General features: G+C 48.6%; 17 protein-coding genes and 1 riboswitch. All 17 genes read right to left on the reverse strand.

Going from position 1 to position 17,178, the window contains the following annotated elements; translation table 11 throughout:
• Nucleotides 1–74 precede the first annotated feature (74 nt).
• Nucleotides 75–1,172, reverse strand: a complete 1,098-nt coding sequence (gene cobD, locus QOL74_RS00900) for a threonine-phosphate decarboxylase CobD (RefSeq protein WP_283407542.1) — start codon at nucleotides 1,170–1,172, stop codon at nucleotides 75–77.
• 30 nt (nucleotides 1,173–1,202) lie between these two features.
• The gene (cbiB, locus tag QOL74_RS00905) at nucleotides 1,203–2,147 is read right to left on the reverse strand and encodes an adenosylcobinamide-phosphate synthase CbiB (RefSeq protein WP_283407543.1); all 945 of its coding nucleotides are present in this window, start codon (nucleotides 2,145–2,147) and stop codon (nucleotides 1,203–1,205) included.
• Nucleotides 2,144–3,715 (reverse strand): cobyric acid synthase, encoded by a 1,572-nt coding sequence (locus tag QOL74_RS00910; protein ID WP_283407544.1) that lies wholly within the window; start codon nucleotides 3,713–3,715, stop codon nucleotides 2,144–2,146. Before QOL74_RS00910 ends, cbiB begins: the two co-directional genes overlap by 4 nt.
• Complete coding sequence (locus tag QOL74_RS00915; RefSeq protein ID WP_283407545.1) at nucleotides 3,699–4,970, reverse strand: ABC transporter ATP-binding protein; 1,272 nt, start codon at nucleotides 4,968–4,970, stop codon at nucleotides 3,699–3,701. The genes QOL74_RS00910 and QOL74_RS00915 overlap by 17 nt, the downstream gene beginning before the upstream one ends.
• Nucleotides 4,971–5,001: 31 nt before the next feature.
• The gene (locus QOL74_RS00920; protein ID WP_283407546.1) at nucleotides 5,002–6,042 is read right to left on the reverse strand and encodes a FecCD family ABC transporter permease; all 1,041 of its coding nucleotides are present in this window, start codon (nucleotides 6,040–6,042) and stop codon (nucleotides 5,002–5,004) included.
• Nucleotides 6,043–7,002, reverse strand: coding sequence for an ABC transporter substrate-binding protein (locus QOL74_RS00925; RefSeq protein WP_283407547.1), 960 nt, complete (start codon nucleotides 7,000–7,002; stop codon nucleotides 6,043–6,045). It lies immediately after the preceding gene.
• Between the two features lie 81 nt (nucleotides 7,003–7,083).
• Nucleotides 7,084–7,267, reverse strand: a riboswitch (cobalamin riboswitch).
• Nucleotides 7,268–7,310: 43 nt separating this feature from the next.
• Complete coding sequence (locus tag QOL74_RS00930; RefSeq protein WP_283407548.1) at nucleotides 7,311–7,949, reverse strand: histidine phosphatase family protein; 639 nt, start codon at nucleotides 7,947–7,949, stop codon at nucleotides 7,311–7,313.
• Between the two features lie 53 nt (nucleotides 7,950–8,002).
• Complete coding sequence (gene cobS, locus QOL74_RS00935; RefSeq protein ID WP_283407549.1) at nucleotides 8,003–8,737, reverse strand: adenosylcobinamide-GDP ribazoletransferase; 735 nt, start codon at nucleotides 8,735–8,737, stop codon at nucleotides 8,003–8,005.
• Between the two features lie 40 nt (nucleotides 8,738–8,777).
• Nucleotides 8,778–9,401: a bifunctional adenosylcobinamide kinase/adenosylcobinamide-phosphate guanylyltransferase gene (gene cobU, locus QOL74_RS00940; protein WP_283407550.1), complete on the reverse strand. Its 624-nt coding sequence runs from the start codon at nucleotides 9,399–9,401 to the stop codon at nucleotides 8,778–8,780.
• Nucleotides 9,374–9,916, reverse strand: a complete 543-nt coding sequence (locus QOL74_RS00945; protein ID WP_283407551.1) for a methylated-DNA--[protein]-cysteine S-methyltransferase — start codon at nucleotides 9,914–9,916, stop codon at nucleotides 9,374–9,376. Before QOL74_RS00945 ends, cobU begins: the two co-directional genes overlap by 28 nt.
• Nucleotides 9,909–10,607, reverse strand: a complete 699-nt coding sequence (locus tag QOL74_RS00950) for a DUF2225 domain-containing protein (RefSeq protein ID WP_283407552.1) — start codon at nucleotides 10,605–10,607, stop codon at nucleotides 9,909–9,911. The genes QOL74_RS00945 and QOL74_RS00950 overlap by 8 nt, the downstream gene beginning before the upstream one ends.
• A gap of 2 nt (nucleotides 10,608–10,609) precedes the next feature.
• Complete coding sequence (locus tag QOL74_RS00955; protein ID WP_283407553.1) at nucleotides 10,610–12,055, reverse strand: VanW family protein; 1,446 nt, start codon at nucleotides 12,053–12,055, stop codon at nucleotides 10,610–10,612.
• Nucleotides 12,021–14,201 carry a cell division protein FtsA gene (locus QOL74_RS00960; RefSeq protein ID WP_283407554.1) on the reverse strand — a complete coding sequence of 727 codons (2,181 nt, stop codon included), beginning with the start codon at nucleotides 14,199–14,201 and terminating at the stop codon, nucleotides 12,021–12,023. Before QOL74_RS00960 ends, QOL74_RS00955 begins: the two co-directional genes overlap by 35 nt.
• 42 nt (nucleotides 14,202–14,243) lie before the next feature.
• Nucleotides 14,244–14,879 (reverse strand): endonuclease III, encoded by a 636-nt coding sequence (gene nth, locus QOL74_RS00965; protein ID WP_346771701.1) that lies wholly within the window; start codon nucleotides 14,877–14,879, stop codon nucleotides 14,244–14,246.
• A gap of 61 nt (nucleotides 14,880–14,940) precedes the next feature.
• On the reverse strand, nucleotides 14,941–15,228 hold the full coding sequence (locus QOL74_RS00970; RefSeq protein ID WP_283407556.1) for a DUF503 domain-containing protein: 288 nt from the start codon (nucleotides 15,226–15,228) through the stop codon (nucleotides 14,941–14,943).
• 43 nt (nucleotides 15,229–15,271) lie between these two features.
• Nucleotides 15,272–16,309, reverse strand: coding sequence for a tRNA epoxyqueuosine(34) reductase QueG (queG, locus tag QOL74_RS00975; RefSeq protein ID WP_283407557.1), 1,038 nt, complete (start codon nucleotides 16,307–16,309; stop codon nucleotides 15,272–15,274).
• Nucleotides 16,306–17,163 (reverse strand): DMT family transporter, encoded by an 858-nt coding sequence (locus QOL74_RS00980; protein ID WP_283407558.1) that lies wholly within the window; start codon nucleotides 17,161–17,163, stop codon nucleotides 16,306–16,308. The genes queG and QOL74_RS00980 overlap by 4 nt, the downstream gene beginning before the upstream one ends.
• Nucleotides 17,164–17,178: the final 15 nt, after the last annotated feature.

Genomic DNA, 17,178 nt, shown 5'->3' on the forward strand with positions numbered 1-17,178 from the left:
AGTTGTTTCATGAATTACACGACAAACGCAGTGATTATATACCCATTATATTCAATGGGAAAAACCCTTTCCCGTTAATTCTGTGCATTTTGTGTTAAAAAACAGTTAAGATGGTCAATCAGTTTCCGATTCTCTTCACGTCTGCGTACCGCCACGCGAAACCAACGGTGATGAAGACCATCGTAGTTGCTGCAGTTGCGTATCATGATACCCTGCTGAAGCAAGTATTCCTGCAACGCCTCCACTGTCGGGGCAGATTCATCAAGGGCAACCAGCAGATAGTTGGCACTTCCCGGCACCGGCTTCAATCCAGCTATTTTCTGTAGTTCGCCGAAAAACCATTCCCGTTCTTCCGTCACCAATGTAACAGAACGAGAAAGATAATTGGCTGCTTCCTGTGTATTGAGAAAATCCGCCATACTTTCAGCCACCACATTAACGCTCCAGGGTACCATGTGAGTTCGAACTCTTGATGCCAGGTTTACATCTCCCAATACAGCTGCCCCCAGTCGAATGCCCGGTATGGCAAATATTTTTGTAAAGGCTCTGATCACCGTGAGTTCCTGCCAATGGGCTGTTTCCTTCACAAGGCTGTCAATGGATTCATTCGTGGTGAAGTCGATGAAAGCTTCGTCCACCAGTAATCGGCACCGGTGGCCACGACACAGGTTCAGAACTTGTTTCATTTGGGAAATCGAGATTATTCTGCCGGTTGGATTGTTGGGATTGCAGAGAATCAATAAATCGATTCCCCGCTGAAGTTGCTGTTCCAGCTGATCAAGAGGCAGGTCAAAAGCATCTTCCGAACTGAGTGAAAGTGTTTTTATGGCGGTATCGCACTTTTCAAGCGCTTGTCGGTATTCGCTGAAAGTGGGGGCCATCAAAAGTGCTTTTTGAGGCTGAAGAAGCGTCAACAGCTCATGGATCACATGTGCTGCGCCATTTCCTATCACCAGGCGATTCTGATCGCACTTAAAAAACCGGGCCATCGACTCATACAAACGGTGATAATCGGGGTCCGGATAATGAACAGATTCTTCAAGGGAAGCTTTCATGACCTCCAGCAATGCTGCAGGTATTCCCAACGGATTAATATTGGCGCTGAAGTCCAGCAGAGCAGATACCTGAATGCCTGTCTGTCGTTGAATTGCATGAACATTTCCTCCGTGCATGGAAAGCACTCCCTTTGGATTTATGAGAATTTACCAGGGTATTATCAACAGACACAGGGTGCCGGCAATGACCGCCACCAACGTGGCTGCATCCAATAGCACGACAGCTTTTCGAATGGCTTCATGGGTCAACTCCCGTTGCTCATCACCAATGGTGGGTTTTTCAACAGGTCGGCCAAAATAGATGTTGGTGCCTCCCAGCTGAACCTGCAAGGCACCCGCCACTGCCGCCTCAGGCCAGCCAGCGTTGGGACTCTTGTGATTTCTTCCATCTCTGCGGGCAATCTTCCAGGCCTGAAGTGCACTGTTTCCCGTTAACATGGCTCCCACCACCAGCAGCACTACCGATAATCTGGCCGGCACCCAGTTAAGAATGTCATCCAGCCGTGCAGCGGGTCGTCCAAAATACAGGTATCGCTCATTCCGATACCCCACCATGGAATCCATCGTGTTCACTGCTTTATACATAATAGCCATTGGAACGCCTCCCAGTGCCAAATAAAAAAGGGGAGCCACCACACCATCCGAAAAATTCTCCGCCACCGTCTCCACCGTGGCCCGTACCACTTCTTTTTCTGTCAGGTGTTCTGTTTCGCGTCCAACAATCATTGATAATGCCCGTCTTGCCTCAGGCAGATTATTCTGTTCCAGCGGAATCAGTACATCCAGCGCTGCCAGTTTCAACCCTTTTGCCGACAGTGACGTATATGCCAGCCAGCCAGCCAGTACAGTACCCAGCCATATATGAAGTAATGACGCCACCTTCAAAATCAAAGCGGCTGCCCCACCAGCAGCCATTACCACAAAGGCCACCATGATTCCCCCCCTGAACATTTGCCATTGGCCGGACTGTTCTGTGCAGCGAAGGCGGTGGTCAAACCAGCCGATGAGGGCCCCCATCCATCGAACCGGATGAGGCCAGTGAGGCGGATCAGCCAATAGTAGATCAAGGATGTAAGCAGTCAATATGATCATGATTTGTCTCCTGATGAAAGATTCATCATCCTGTAAATGGCAGCCATATCCACTGAACTTCTCACTGTTGCCGCCAGTTTATCATACTGAGCTTCTTTGTAAACATCAAATGATGGCATCGCTTTAACATCCCAACCGTCAACCGATTTAGCAAGAGATTTGAGTAATGCTGTCACAAAATCCTCATTGTCAAAAATGCCGTGGAGATAGGTTCCCCACACTTTCCCATCGGCAGAAACGCCGCCATCCATCCGCTGGCCGCCAGATCTGTCAGTTAGCTGGGCAAAGGGTGCCACCCCTTCACTCAACATCGTCTGTCCCATATGAATCTCATACCCTTTCACTTCGTAGCCTTCTGACAGAACCGACGGCTGAGCATGTTCCCCACTCCCCTGAACTGCTGCCGGCCACTTCACCTGCCCTGTGATCTGGGTGGTGGTTTTTTCTGATTCAAAAACAGTTTCTGCTGAAATCAGGTTCAGTCCGGGCATGGAACCATGATCGCTTTCCAGTTGTAAAGGGTCATGCAACCATGTACCCAACATTTGAAACCCCCCGCAGATGCCGCAAATCATGCCACCCTGTTCCCGCACCTTCCAGATCATCTGGTCCAACCCCTGATGGCGTAACCAGGCCAGATCTGCCAGGGTGTTTTTAGTACCGGGAATAATCAGCAGATCAGGCAAACCAACCTCTTCAGGTCGTTGAACATATCGAAGCTCGACTCCGGGCAGTTTCTCCAGCCAGTGAAAATCTGTGAAATTTGAAATTCGGGGCAGTCGTATCACCGCCACTTGTAAGGCATTTGAATCGGCTGCCTGAGGACGAGTAGACAGTCTCTCGGCTGTCCCATCTTCTTCTTCGATATCAAAGTCACCATGAGGGATCACGCCAATCACCGGCAAACCAGTTAGTTCTTCCAACTGCTTGAGTCCAGGCTTTAATATCTCAAGATCGCCCCGGAACTTATTGATGAGAAGCCCTTTTACCCGATGGCGCTGGTCTTCCGGAAGCAGCAACAGGGTGCCATACAAAGAAGCAAACACCCCGCCCCGATCAATGTCTCCAATTAACAGCACTGGTGCATCAACCATGTCAGCCATCCCCATATTCACCAAATCATGTTCCTGCAAGTTGATTTCAGCCGGACTTCCCGCGCCTTCCAGCACCACCACATCTGCCGAGGCCTCCAGCGCTTCGTAGGCTTCCCTGACCGTCTCTCTCAGAGATGGTTTCATTTGGTGATAGGCCATGGCACTTCGATTTCCCAGCACCTTTCCCCGCACGATCACCTGTGCGCTTCTTTCACCGGTGGGCTTCAGAAGAATGGGATTCATATCTGCCAGTGGTTTTATCCCTGCTGCTTCCGCCTGAAAAACCTGAGCTCTTCCCATTTCAAGCCCTGTCTCAGTAATGTATGAATTTAATGCCATGTTCTGAGATTTAAAGGGTACCACCCGGTAACCATCTTCTTTGAAAATCCTGCAAAACGCAGCTGTTAAAATGCTTTTTCCCACCGAGGAAGCCGTCCCCTGTAACATGAGGTTCGGTTTATGCTTCTGCTTCATGCGCCATCGCCTCCAATTGAGCCATGAGTTGATCCAAATCATTGGTACTTTCCATCCCTGCCAGAGCCATTTCTTCCAATAATCGCGCTCCCTCACCTTTCACATAATCGAAATCAACATCAGGGAGATAGGTATTGTAATGAATGACGGTTTTTCCACTCTTCTGCTGCTCCATGGCCATTTGAATGTTTGCCAGATTTCCCCGGCCAATGGGAATGCTGGTGAGGATCACTGCCATGGCCTTGTTGGCAGCAATACCTGCTGAATGAAGTGTTGTCGCCTGGATATCTGAGAAAGGCTCTTCTTCAATGATGGTCATTCCCAGCCTTCTGGCCAGCTCTGCATCGCTGTCTCCTTTATTGACCACTCCCAGGGAAACCTGCCAGCCATCCTGATGAAGCCGCTGAATCACTTCTTTTCCCATTCCTCCGCCACCGATGACATGAATGCATTGTGTGCGGGATTTTCGTTGCCGCAGTGATACAGGGCAGACTTGCAGACTCCCGGTGTAAGCATTACGGTCAATAATCATCTCCATATGGTAGGCCTGCTCCAGATTTGCAGCTGTCATCACTTTTTCTGTCGCTCCCAGTGCCAGCACCTTTCCCTGGTGGAGTAGTAAAACCTCCTGACTGTACCGAGCCGCCAGATTGAGGTCATGGATCACTGCAATAACAGAAATCCCTTTTTCCTGGTTCAGTTTTTTCAGCAGCTCTAAAATCTCAATTTGATGATGGATGTCTAAAAAAGAGGTGGGTTCATCCAGCAGCAGGAGCGTTGGCTCCTGTGCCAATGCTTTTGCAATCATCACCCGCTGACGCTCACCACCGCTGATTTCATTGATTAATCGCTCTTTCAAATGATCTACGCTGGTCCATTGCATTGCCTGATCTGCTATTTGACGATCATGGGCATTTTCCTGCTGAAAACGGGTCAGATGCGGATTTCTTCCCATCATCACCACATCATGCACGGTAAAGGCAGCCCCGATATCTGTCTGCTGGTGAACAACTGCCATTTCCCGGGCCAGTTCGGCACTGCCATATGTTTCCAGTGCCCGTTGGTCAATGAGTATGCCGCCGTCGGTAGGCTTTAAGTTTCGTGCAATATTTTTTAGCAGTGTGGTTTTGCCACTGCCATTGGGACCAATGATGGATAAAAATGTCTTTCGTCCAATGACCAGATTCAAAGCTTTCAGAATCTGTCTTTCATTATAGGCAAATGAAAGGTTGTTTAATTGAATGGTTTTTCCCATGAAGCTTCATCCTCACTCATTGAAGAGATCTCTACGAGATCTTTTTTGACCGGCGTAACAGGTAAATAAAAAAGGGAGCACCCGCCATGGCTGTTAGAATACCCACCGGTAATTCAGTAGGCGCAATAACGGTACGGGAAAGCGTATCTGCCACTATTAAAAAAATACCACCGGCCAGCCCCGAAGCAGGAATGAGGAAGCGATGGTCCGGCCCGGTGAAAAACCGGGTGGCGTGAGGAACAATTAAACCCACAAAGCCGATAATGCCACTAACAGACACCATGAAGGCAGTCATCAATGTGCTGGTGATAAGCAGTACCCGTTTAACCCGTTCCACCGGCACCCCTGTGTTGGCAGCTGTATCTTCACCCAGCAGCAACAGGTTCAGATCACGTGAATGGAACATTAGCACAGCGGTTCCAAACAATGCCGGAAGCACCACAAGGCCCACATGCTGCCATCCCCTGGAAGATAGGCTGCCCAGGGTCCAGTACACAATACTGTTCACATCTCGTGAAGCTATTACCATTAGAAATGACAAAATGGCCGTGAAAAACTGACCGGTGGCAATGCCTGCCAACAATAATGCCGTTACCGGTACCCGACCACCAATTCGGGCCAGCCGATAAACAATACTTGTTGCCAGCAGCGCACCTGCAAAGGCCATCATTGAAACTGCTCCAAAACCAAGCAGGCTTTGATTCAACCGAAGCACAATGGCCACAGCTGCCCCCAGCGCCGCACCAGATGATGTTCCCATAATGAAGGGATCGGCCATCGGGTTTTTCAGCATCCCTTGCATTGCTGATCCGGCAACTGACAAACTGCCTCCCACCAGAAAAGCAAGGGCAATGCGAGGCAGTCTTATGTGCAGCAGGATGGATTCATGGGCCAGAGATACCGAAGAAACATCCACCCGATCTCCCAGCCAGGGGAGATAGGAGGCAATCACTCGCAGCACGTCTCCAGGAGCAATGGCGGCAGCTCCTACAGAAGCTGCCAACACAACAGCCATGATCAACACACCCATAAGACCTGTAAAAATCAATGAACGGCGATGTGTTTGCCTCATTTAGAACACCTCTGGATGAATGGCTTCTGCAAAAAGGCGTAATGCTTCAACAATACGAGCCCCTGGCCGGGAAGCAATGTTAGGCTCCATCAGTTCAATACGGTCGTTCTGAATGGCAGCAATCTGATCGTAACCTGGTCGCCGGCGCACTTCATCCCGATAAGCTTCTGCTGCAGCTTCAGTCATACTGTCGAAATCTGCCACATGTGGCGGCATAAAGTAGATGGCTGGGTTTTTTTCCACCAGCGCTTCCACGCTATACATGGGATACGCACCTTCAGCGTCTCCCGCGATATTCTCGCCGCCGGCCAGTTGAATCAGTTCATGGATAAAAGACCCCGGACCGGCTGTTTGTAATGGTTCATCCCACACTTGATAAAAAACGGGAACTCGCGGCAATTCACTGACTTTTCCAACAATCATATCCATTTCGGTGGTCAGCTGATCCACCAGCGTCGTTGCCGTCGCTTCTGCTCCCGTCAGCCTTCCGGTTTCGAGAATTGACTCAAATACTGCTTCAACAGATTCCGGTGTCATATCAACCACCGTAATTCCCATGGCAGTCATTTGATTCACTGCTTCTGGTTGCCCGCCTGCGAAGGTGAACACCAAATCAGGCTCCAGCTCGATGATTCGCTCCAGATTGATGGTCCACGAACTTCCCAACGGTTCTTTTTCAAGTGCCGCCGCCGGATAATCACAATAGTCGGAAACGCCAATGATCTTTTCTTCCAATCCAAGCGCAAACAACGTTTCTGTCTGGCTGGGTGACAGCGATACAATCCGTAATGGATGCATCTCAGAAATCTGAAGGTCAACGCCGGATTCCCTTTCGGGCTCTTCTTCATGATCTGTCTCCAATGGTTGATTAGCAGCATTGCAGGCACTTACAAAGAGCCCCACTACCAGTAAAATCAATGCCCACCGCCAGCCCTTACTCATCTGTCGACGATTTTCCATATCGTTCTCCTCGTTTCTCGATTCATCTTCAGTTGTCAGTCTTCGTCACAAAAAAAGCAGTCACCTGTTTCGCGCAGGCAAGCCGTCATTATTTCATGAGCAGGTTTCCTGACTTGGGTTCATTGCCTGCGCTGCGTCTTCCCGGAAGTAGTTCTCCAGTGACCTGTGCAGCCGGCTCCCCCTCACAGTGGCGCGACCGTGCCGGATTTACACCAGCTTCCCTCTCTGCTTCCATAGAAGCATCACTCCTGAGTTAAATATATTCAATTTGATGTCAATCTCAGCCTACCATTGAAAACACTTCACTGTCAACCCGACAAATCATTCAGATCTGTTAGATGGTGGGTATCATTACATCGTTGCAAGACGGGAAATGAGTCATGAAAAGAAATCACACTGATACTACAGTGGTCAATTTGAAAACGCCAGTGAGCCTGCCAGTCATTGGCAATCCAGTGGGCCAGCAGACTTCGAATCGTGCCGGAATGTGCCACAACGGCTATTTGACAGGCATTTGCTTTTTTTGAACAGATTAACAGTTCCTTCGCCGCTTCACTTGCCCGATGGTGAAAGCTGTATAGACTCTCCCCACTCGGAAAGGTATACCGGCCACGTTTTTCCATCAGCTGTGTGTATTCATCGATATGTTGATCGCGAATTTCATCCATGGTCATGCCTTCTAATGTGCCAAAATGCATTTCTTTCAGATTTTCCATGATCTCTATCCGATTTTGCTGCAATGCTGTGGGAAAGACCAGTTGTGCTGTGTGATCAGCTCTTTTCATGCCGCTGGTGATGACCTTATCAGGATTTTCTCCTGCCAGGCATCTTCCAAGTGCTTCTGCCTGCCGGATTCCCTTGTCACTGAGAACTGCTTCTGTCCAGCCGCTCATTCGATTTTCCAGGTTGTGGTTGGTTTCACCATGCCTGATGAGCATGATCTTCATCTGTTTCACTCCTCTTGATGTTGTCTGATTTTGATGTGCATGGTCTGTTAAGCTCAGCAAGTCAGCAAGACTACCATCAAAAATACAACTTCTGACATTTCACTCAGCGCACCAAGCGTATCACCTGTCATTCCGCCAAGCAAGCGAGTGATGATGTAACGCCCTAGAACAACCGTCACTAAAATTGCCAGGAGTGCAAATCCCATAACAATTTGACGGGTCACCGCTAATGCTCCCATGCACACTCCCAGCGCCACAAAAACTTCAGACAATGTGATCTTCCCAATGAACAGATTTCCCAGCCCATTTTCACGGGCATACACACCTTTCCAGGCACCCAACACCAGCGCCAGTCTTCCTGTGACAGGTGCAAGAATCAGGCAGACAATTCGCAGATGATCTGGTAGAGCTGTATATGCCGTCAATTTAAACAACAAAACAAAAAGTAAAATCAGGGCTCCATGAGTCCCCAATCGGCTGTCTTTCATAATTTCCAGTTTGCGAATTCGATCACGGCCACTCATACACCCATCAAAGGTATCAGCCAAACCATCCAAATGCAGACCGCCTGTCATGAAAAACTGGAAGAAAAGGGCTGTCAGCACACTCATCTGCACTGGTAATTTTTGAACCATCAACCAGTAAACACCAGCCGTCATCAATCCAATGACAATGCCTGCAGCGGGATACCATCCCATGGTTTGATGGTAGGTATCATCTGACACTGATTGAGTGGGTACTGGGAGAACCGTTAAAAACTGGAGGGCATGTAAAAATCTGTTGAACATCCCGTCTCACCCCTTCGTTTTCTCCAGCATATAAGCTGCATCAGCTGCGAATAAATTCAATTGATTGACCGGTTGCTGAATCGGTTGATGTGGCATTCTTCAAGCAGAGGGGAATGCCGGAAACCACCAAAAACACTTGATCGGCCGCTTCTGCCAGGCGTTGATTAACCCTGCCTGCAATATCACGAAAATCCCGGGACATTTTGTCGCCGGGTACAATGCCCATGCCCACCTCATTGGTAATCAACACCGCTGGCACCCGCATCTCCCGGAGAACTTCCACCAACTCATTCATCTCTCTGTCAACGCGGGCTTCCAATGCAGTCAGTGCTTCCGGTGTCACTGATTCCCAGTTTTCGGGAGCATTTTCCAGCATGAGATGGGTGATCATCAATGTGATACAATCCAATAAAATACCTTCCACTTTTCCCTGCCAGGATGGAAGGCATTGTTGAAACCCACAATAGGCTTCCAGCGTTTCCCAGGAAGCCGGTCGTTGCTGCCGATGACGTTGAATGCGCAACCGCATCTCGTCATCATAGGCTTTTGCAGTGGCTATGTAGAGCACTTTGTCGCTTTTTCCCTTAAAAAGGCCTTCGCCGAAGCGACTCTTGCCACTTCGTGCACCTCCGGTGACTAGCGTGATGCCGGTGTTTTCAACCATGCAGATGCCTCCCTGATGCGTCCTCCGTCAACTTGTATGCCTTCATGTTTCAGCAAGGCTTCTTTAATGTGAAGGCCCCCACCATAGCCGGTAAGTGAACCATCTTTCCCCACCACGCGATGGCAGGGGATCACGACAGAAATGGGATTTTTGTTGTTGGCCATACCTGCTGCTCTAACTGCCTTTTCATTGCCTGCAGCTTGGGCAGCCTGTTGATAGCTGGCCACTTTTCCATAGGGAATGGTGATCAAAAAACGCCAGATTCGCTTCTGAAAATCGGTTCCCTGAAAATCCAAAGGCAGGTCAAACTGATGTTGTTTCCCTTCAAAGTAAGCTTCCACCTGTTTCAGGTAAGGGGCCATTCTTCCCGAATCTTCCATCGGTTTTTCTGCAAATCTGCGAAGATCCATATCTACCAGTCGTTTGAACTCCAAGGCGGCCAAACCGATTTCTGAGGCAATCAGTGTCACCGGTTGCTGGTTCCAGTCAATTGATCCGTAATAGTATTTAGGCATTTTTCATCCGCTCCTTAAGCAGATTGTATTCTTCTTTGGCTGCTTGCCATTGGTCACGGGCCTTCAGCTGTATCAGCCGCTTGTGCTTTATATCCGGGTGTTCCAATGCCCGATTGTACCAGAAGATTGCTTCTTTTGGCTCACCCAGCATGCGTTTCAGCTCTCCAATTAAGTAGGCCAACGAAATTTCATCGAGCCCTGCAACAGGAAAAGATTCATTTGTGTAAGCCACTTCAAGATGATCGAGGGCGTGTTTCAGGTGCACTTTTTCAAGGGATGTATTGTCAGCTTCCCGGTAGAGCCATGCCAGCCGCAAGCATAAGCTCCCCAGATACCCCTTTGATTTGCCCAGCAACGTACCGGTTAGCATAGCCAGTTTGTGAGTTTCAATGGCCTGGGCGTGGGTTCGTTCTCCGCCAAAATCACGTTTTTGCCATTTTGAACTGATTTGTTTGAGGATCAGTCCTTTTTGATCCATGTTTAATGGTTTGTGCTCGCTTTCTGTCACGCTAAATCCACAATTGGGACACACCCATACATTATAAAAGATGGGATTGATGTCTTTGTACCAGATATGAAAATCCGGGTCTTTTTTATCCACAGGTATTTTGCGAAGCCGCACTTTTTTGGTGGTGAATTTCTTGCTACAGACAGGACATATCAAGTCCTTGTCGTATAAATATTTGTCCATAATCATCCTCCCTGATACTGTGATTCCTGCCCGCCGGGTGGTTCTTCCGGTTCACTGAAAAACCAGTCATTAACCGGACGGGGTTTCGTTCCCTGCAAAATGATACCATTCACAGGCCGATAGTAATCCCGTGAAATTTCTTCGCGCCGAATCTCCCGGCCATTTTCACGATAAATTTTGTGTGTCACCACTCGATAACCTGTTTTAGCTTCCCGCTCCACCCGTGTTTCACCTTCGTAAAGGGTATTGTCATAACGGGTTTCACTGGATGGTTCAACAACTTGTACCACCTGAGAGGCCAACTCAATATCAGGTCGATCAGCACTTTTTCCGAAAATGCGAACATAGAGCCGATTTCCTCTCACTTCACTCTCAACAAAAATAGGACTGTCTTCATTGTTGGCAAAACGAAAATCAAGGGACCCAAAAGCAACTGTGGCATCCTGACCACGGGGCACATACGACACAGGCAATGAATGGTTGGTACGTTCAACCACTTGTAAGTCTGCCCGTACCACTGCATTGTAAAGCGTGGTGGAAACCTGGCAAATGCCACCTCCAATCCCCGGAACCAGTTCTCCCATTAGAATTACAGGCGCTTCCTGATAACCGGCAGATGCAATGCGCGGTCCGGTGGTTTCATTAAATGAAAAAACATCACCCGGTAATAACAGCTTACCGTCAATGCTGCCGGAACCCTGACGTAAATTAGCTGTTCGTCCTGCATCACCGGTATTGAAGGTGGTACTGTATTCACTGATCACCGATTCGATCTGACGCAGGTCTGCAGCTGTTGGATACACTGAGTGCTCTGTCACAACCAGATGTACCGGAGCGTCTTCAAGATGTGTCATTCGTTGGTGAGCCTGCTGCAGGGTTTCTTCCAAATTCAGGGAAAGTCCCTGTTTTTCAGCCGAAACAATAAAAGTACCGTTTTCCCTGCGTATTTCTGCCGGATACTGTTCAATGAATATTTCCTGAGCAATGTCTTCAAGAAAACTTCTCAGCTGCGTCTCTTCATAGCTATGGTCAAGAAGCAATCGTACCGGCTGCTCACGCATCCGCCTGATATCAGTCATCCGGTCCAGCATGGTTCCCCTGCGACCAAGCGCCATTGCTTCCTGAACTGCCTGATCATAATCATAATAAAAGCCCAGCGAGGTGTAAGGCATCTCCCACTCTTGATGATTGTATCTGAATATCAGAGTCGACTCGTGAATATGGGAAGCCATATGTGCTTCCAGTTGATCTTTAGCTTCATCACTCGTCAGGCTGTGTACCGGCAATCCCTCAATCAGTACCGTGGCATAGATGGTGGGCTGGCTGAGGGTTCGATGAACAAAAACACCAGTGGCTGCCCCTGCTAAAATGAGACCTGTTAAAATGCCCAGGCCAATTCCCAGAATCACTTTTTTAATGTTTATTTTTGGTGAGGTTTCCTGCGTCATTTTCCGACCCCTTCTTTCCCGATGATGCTGCATAAGTTTCCTGGTCCCAATATACCCAAATATCATCACCGCTGTTAACGGCGGCGGTATACTCCGCCGGACGACCATTATGGGTGAGAACCAATTTCCCCTGAACATCACTTCGGTCAAAATCAACATAATCAAACAGATCAATAAACACCAGGTTTTTTTTCTCAGTTTCAATAGTTAAAGGCGCGCCATTGTACTGGATGTTGAAACGCATGATGTCAGCTTCCGTTGTTACCTTCGGGTTTTCCGAACTCGAGGCTGCTGGTGGCTTAATCTTCTCAATGTTTCTTTCATTGAGTAGTGGGTCAGCTGCCTTTACTGGTTTTGCTTCAGACGCATTTGCAGACATTGTGTCAGATGCCCTTTTGATAATTTCCAGAAAATCTCCCGTCTGCAGTGTTGTTTTTCCAGTTGCGGGCAATCCGTTGACACGAAAATCTGCTGCATTGCCAGTCAATTGATAAAAACCACAAAAATCTTCAACTGTGTATAATGTATCATACCCAATGGCATCTCCCTGATTCAGTAAAATGTCGCTTCGATCCACCTGCTGGCCGTTCAAAGTCATATTCACAATCAGTGGGCGTTTTATGCCTTCCACCTGACAGGTCATTTCCGATGGTACCACCTCTTTCATCAGCGCCCGTCGACTTTTTCCTGAAGTGGCTGGCTGAATCATGATCTTGTCTCCCTGATGAATTTCTGATTCAAGATTGGCAGTTTGTCCGTTCAAAAATATAACTGCCGCTTCACCGTACTCGCCATAAAGCCGCATGGACTGACCATTCACTGTCACATCTACGCTTTCACCCCTGCGGGGTACCAACTGCTGTGGATCGTATTGAACAGCTGCCAGTGCATCTTTGATGCAAAGTCGCCGTGTCTGAAACATGCGTACCTGGCGACCATTGACTTCCACTTCAAAAAAGTCTTTTTGCCGCGCCACCAACGCCTTCTTAAGAATCCCTATGGGCGTGACACCTTCGGGGCCAAGGTCAAGTGAAGCATTATACTCCAAATCTGTAATCTGTCCTATATGACGCACCGCCACTCGTTCCGGCGGTAACTCTAACTGTTGACCCAGCGCCTGAGGTAATCCTGGAATTTGACTGCCTCCCCCAATAAGAAACACGGCGCTGGGTTTTTTTCCGTTTTTTTCGAGAATACCAGCTGCAATTTCTCCTGCCACCACCTGAATGGCTGGCTGAATCTGCTTCAGCAGCTCGGGGGTGCTTTTTTCCTGCTGAAAACCAAATATATCGGTATAATAATGACTCTCTTCCATGTTCAAACGACACTTCAGTTGCTCGGCTCCATCAAAATCCAGCATTTCTTCTTTGGCCAGTAGTTCTGTTATTTCATCTCCCGCCACCGCACTCATACCATAGGCAATGATTGTTCCGTCACGGGTAATGGCCATATCTGACGTGCCGGCTCCCACATCCACCAGGGCAATGTTCAGCAGCCGGGCGTTTTCCGGGACTGCCACTTCAATGGCTGCAATGGGCTCAAGGGTCATGTACACCACCTCAAGACCTGCTTTTGAAACAGCTGTATAAAGGCTGTCCACCACCATTTTGGGCAGAAAAGTGGCAATCAGATGCACTTTGATGCGACGGCCGTGATGTCCGGCAGGGTTAGTCACAACAGCACCATCAATGGCATAATGAATCACCGAGTGACCCACACAGAAATATCGGGTGTCTTCTTGGAGATCTTCCTGCAGTTTATATTGCGCTTGTTGGAGTGCTTCAAGTTCCAGTTGATGCACCTGCGCTTGTGTCACTGCCTGCAATTCATCCAGTTGAGCTTCCCATTCAAGGGTCACTGTTTGCAGAGCACGGCCGGCAGCCGCAATTGTCACTTCCGACAGGGTTTGTTTAGACTTTTTTTCCAGTTGCTGCTTCACCTGGTCAATCACCTGAGCCACTTTGTCAATGTCATGAATCTGGCCGTCAAACATGGCGCGACTTTCATGAAAAATCATGGCGGCGTGATCGATGACCAGGCGCCGCTCATGCAGGTGTCCCAGCATGCCAACCACACTTCGGGTACCGATATCAAGCGCGAAGAGGCTTGGTGCCTGACCGGATTTTTTTGACTTTCTTCTTTTCACAGGATATACCTCCTTCGCCGATGCTGATACCGCTCATTCCCATTATTGTTTAGATGCCCTAAAGGTGGGACACAGGTGGTTGAGTGAACAGCTGATGCAATTGGGTTTACGGGCATGACAGACTCGACGCCCGTGGAGAATCAGCCAGTGGTGTGCTGCTGACCATTTATCACTGGGAACAGTTTTCATCAGCTGTTGCTCAGTTTCAAGCGGATCCCCTGCACGTACAAGTCCCAATCGGTTAGACACTCTGAAAACATGTGTGTCGACAGCCAGGGCCGGTACACCAAAAGCATTACTGAGGACCACATTAGCTGTTTTTCTCCCAACTCCGGGCAATGCCATTAACGCTTCCCGGTTATTGGGAATGCACCCATTGTGTTGAGCCAACAGCTGTTGGCAGGCAGCCAGCAGATGCTTGCTCTTGGTTTTATAGTAGTTGCAGCTTCGGATTTTCTGCTGCAACTCTTCTTCACTTAATTGTACCACATCTTCAGGCCCTTTGATTTCTTTGAAAAGTGTGGCGGTAATGAGGTTAACGCGCTGGTCGGTGCACTGGGCCGACAGCATGGTGGCCACCAGACATTCAAAAGGGTTGGTGAAATCCAGCTCACTTTCTGCCGATGGATAAGTGGCTTCCAGAATTTCAAGGACCTCTAAAACAGCTTTTTTCTTCAGCAGCGCTACCTTTTTTATTTTCATTCCTGCACTCATGGTTTCCGCTCCCATTCCTTAACAGTTATGTAATCATTTCCCGTTCAATGTTCATGACTTCGCCTCTGCCATCAGCCTCAATAAATCGAAGTATTTCCTGAAGCATACGTTCCACATGCCGGCGGTCATTGCCCACACAGCTGAATCCGATACCGGCAATCTGCCACTTATCCTGCTTATCGATTTCAGCCACAGAAACATTATATCGACTGGAAACGCGTTTCATCAGGCTCTGAACAATCATCCGTTTTTCTTTCAGGGAAGCCCCTTCGTGAAGTAATAAATCAAAACTGCAAATTCCCACCACCAGCACCGGTTTCACCTCATTTGGTCAGTTGTCATATTATATAAACGTTCTAATTATCATTTAGCAGATGATTCGATGCCCACTTGGCCATCTCCTGCAATTCTTTCCGGGGATGCTGAAGAAAGGGTTGTATGACCGGAAGGGCACTTTGGTCATGAGAATTTCCCAGGGCCATCAATGCGTTGCGCTGCATCACTTTTTGCCCGCGCCATCCGAATGCCGTTGTTCGATAAAGGCGATTGAACTGGCGATTGGAAAGAGAGAGTAAGTGGGGCAGATCCAAACAACGCTGCGTTACAGAAGCAATCATCTCAGGATGACTGGCTGATGCCGGCTTTCGGTTATGTGGACATGCCTCCTGGCAGATATCGCAACCATACAGCCTGTTTTCCATCAAATGCCGCATTTCCCGGGGAATGGTTTCTTTTTGCTGTAATAAGTGGGAAAGACAACGGCGGGGATCAATTTGACCTGGTTTTTCCAGTGCCTGAGATGGACAAGCCCGCTGACATCGGCCACAACCTTCACAGCTGGTCAGCGGAAGTGTCGTCTGTTGACTGCCCGCCACCGGTTTGTTGATCAGCAGGCCCCCCAGCACAACATAGGAACCAACACCCGGTACAATCAGACAATTATGACGACCATACGCGCCCATACTTGCCTGCACTGCCAGGTACCGTTCCACCAGGGGTCCTGTATCCACAAATGCCTGGTACAATAATCCTGATTCCAGCTTTTGCAATGCCTCTCCCATCATCCTTAACTGTTGATGCAAGATTTGATGATAATCCAGTCCCCAGGCAAACCGGGCTAATTTGCCTGACAAAGGGAGCGTTTCTCCTTGATCTTCCTTCGTATTTAAATAGTAGGACGTGGCAATGATCACGATGGTTTCAGCTTCAGCCATGATTTGAAAGGGATCAATGCGAAGAGCCAGATCAGATTCTTCAAAGGCTGTGACCCGATGTTCCTGCAGGCGCTTCTCCAGAATGGGTGTCAACTCATGAAACACGCGTGCCTTTAAAGCACCAATGCCATCAATGTGCAACGACTCCGCCAATGACCTCAGCTGTTCCATGGTTATCATTTCAGCGACCCCCTCAGAAAAAGTACCAAGCCGGCCAGAATCACGGCACCACTGAGGAGCTGTAATGAACCCGGGACCTCCTGGAGCAGCAGAAATGCCAGTAATGTAGCTCCCAAAGGCTCTCCGAGACAAGCTGTTGAGACTTTAACAGCTTCAAGATGTTTCAGACTCCAGTTGAAAATGCTATGTCCGCCTAGTGTGCATATAATCGCAAGAGCCAGAAACAAACTGAGGTTAGTCGTTCCATAACCTCTCAGCGGAACGGTGAAAACCAGATTAAACATCAGCAGCACCAATGAACAGGCTCCATATACCAGGGTACAGTAGGTAGCCGCCGGCATTGTCGCCCGCAGCTTTCTTCCAATGAGAATATAGATTGACGCAAAAAAACCACCGGATAAAGCCAGCAGATCACCTGCCAAGTGAGCCCTGTTCACATGAAAATCAGACACACCCATGATGACACTGCCACTTATAGCGATGAGCATCCCGGTCAAACTAAGACCCGACAGTTTTTCCCTGTAAAGAAAATAGCCAATGATCATGGTATATACTGGTTGGAGGGTAACCAGCACTGTAGATGAGGCCACCGTTGTCAGTTCAAGCGATTTGATCCATGTGAGAAAATGAGCAGCCAGAAATGCACCACTGACTAAGCCGTATAGCAAGTGTGAGCCCCGCAGCTTTTTAAAATGGTCACGCTGAAATACCAGGGCATAAGGAAGCGTCAGCAAAAAAGCAAACGCGAGTCGGTAAAAGGCAATAATACTGGCAGGTGCCTGAGAAAAGCGGGTCAATACGGCTGAGAATGAAATACCCACCACTCCCAGCAACAGTATGACATACACTTTCATCAGTTGTACTCCGTT

Origin of the sequence: Anoxynatronum buryatiense, from assembly GCF_900182905.1 — a bacterium.
GTDB classification, from domain to species: domain Bacteria; phylum Bacillota; class Clostridia; order Peptostreptococcales; family Tindalliaceae; genus Anoxynatronum; species Anoxynatronum buryatiense.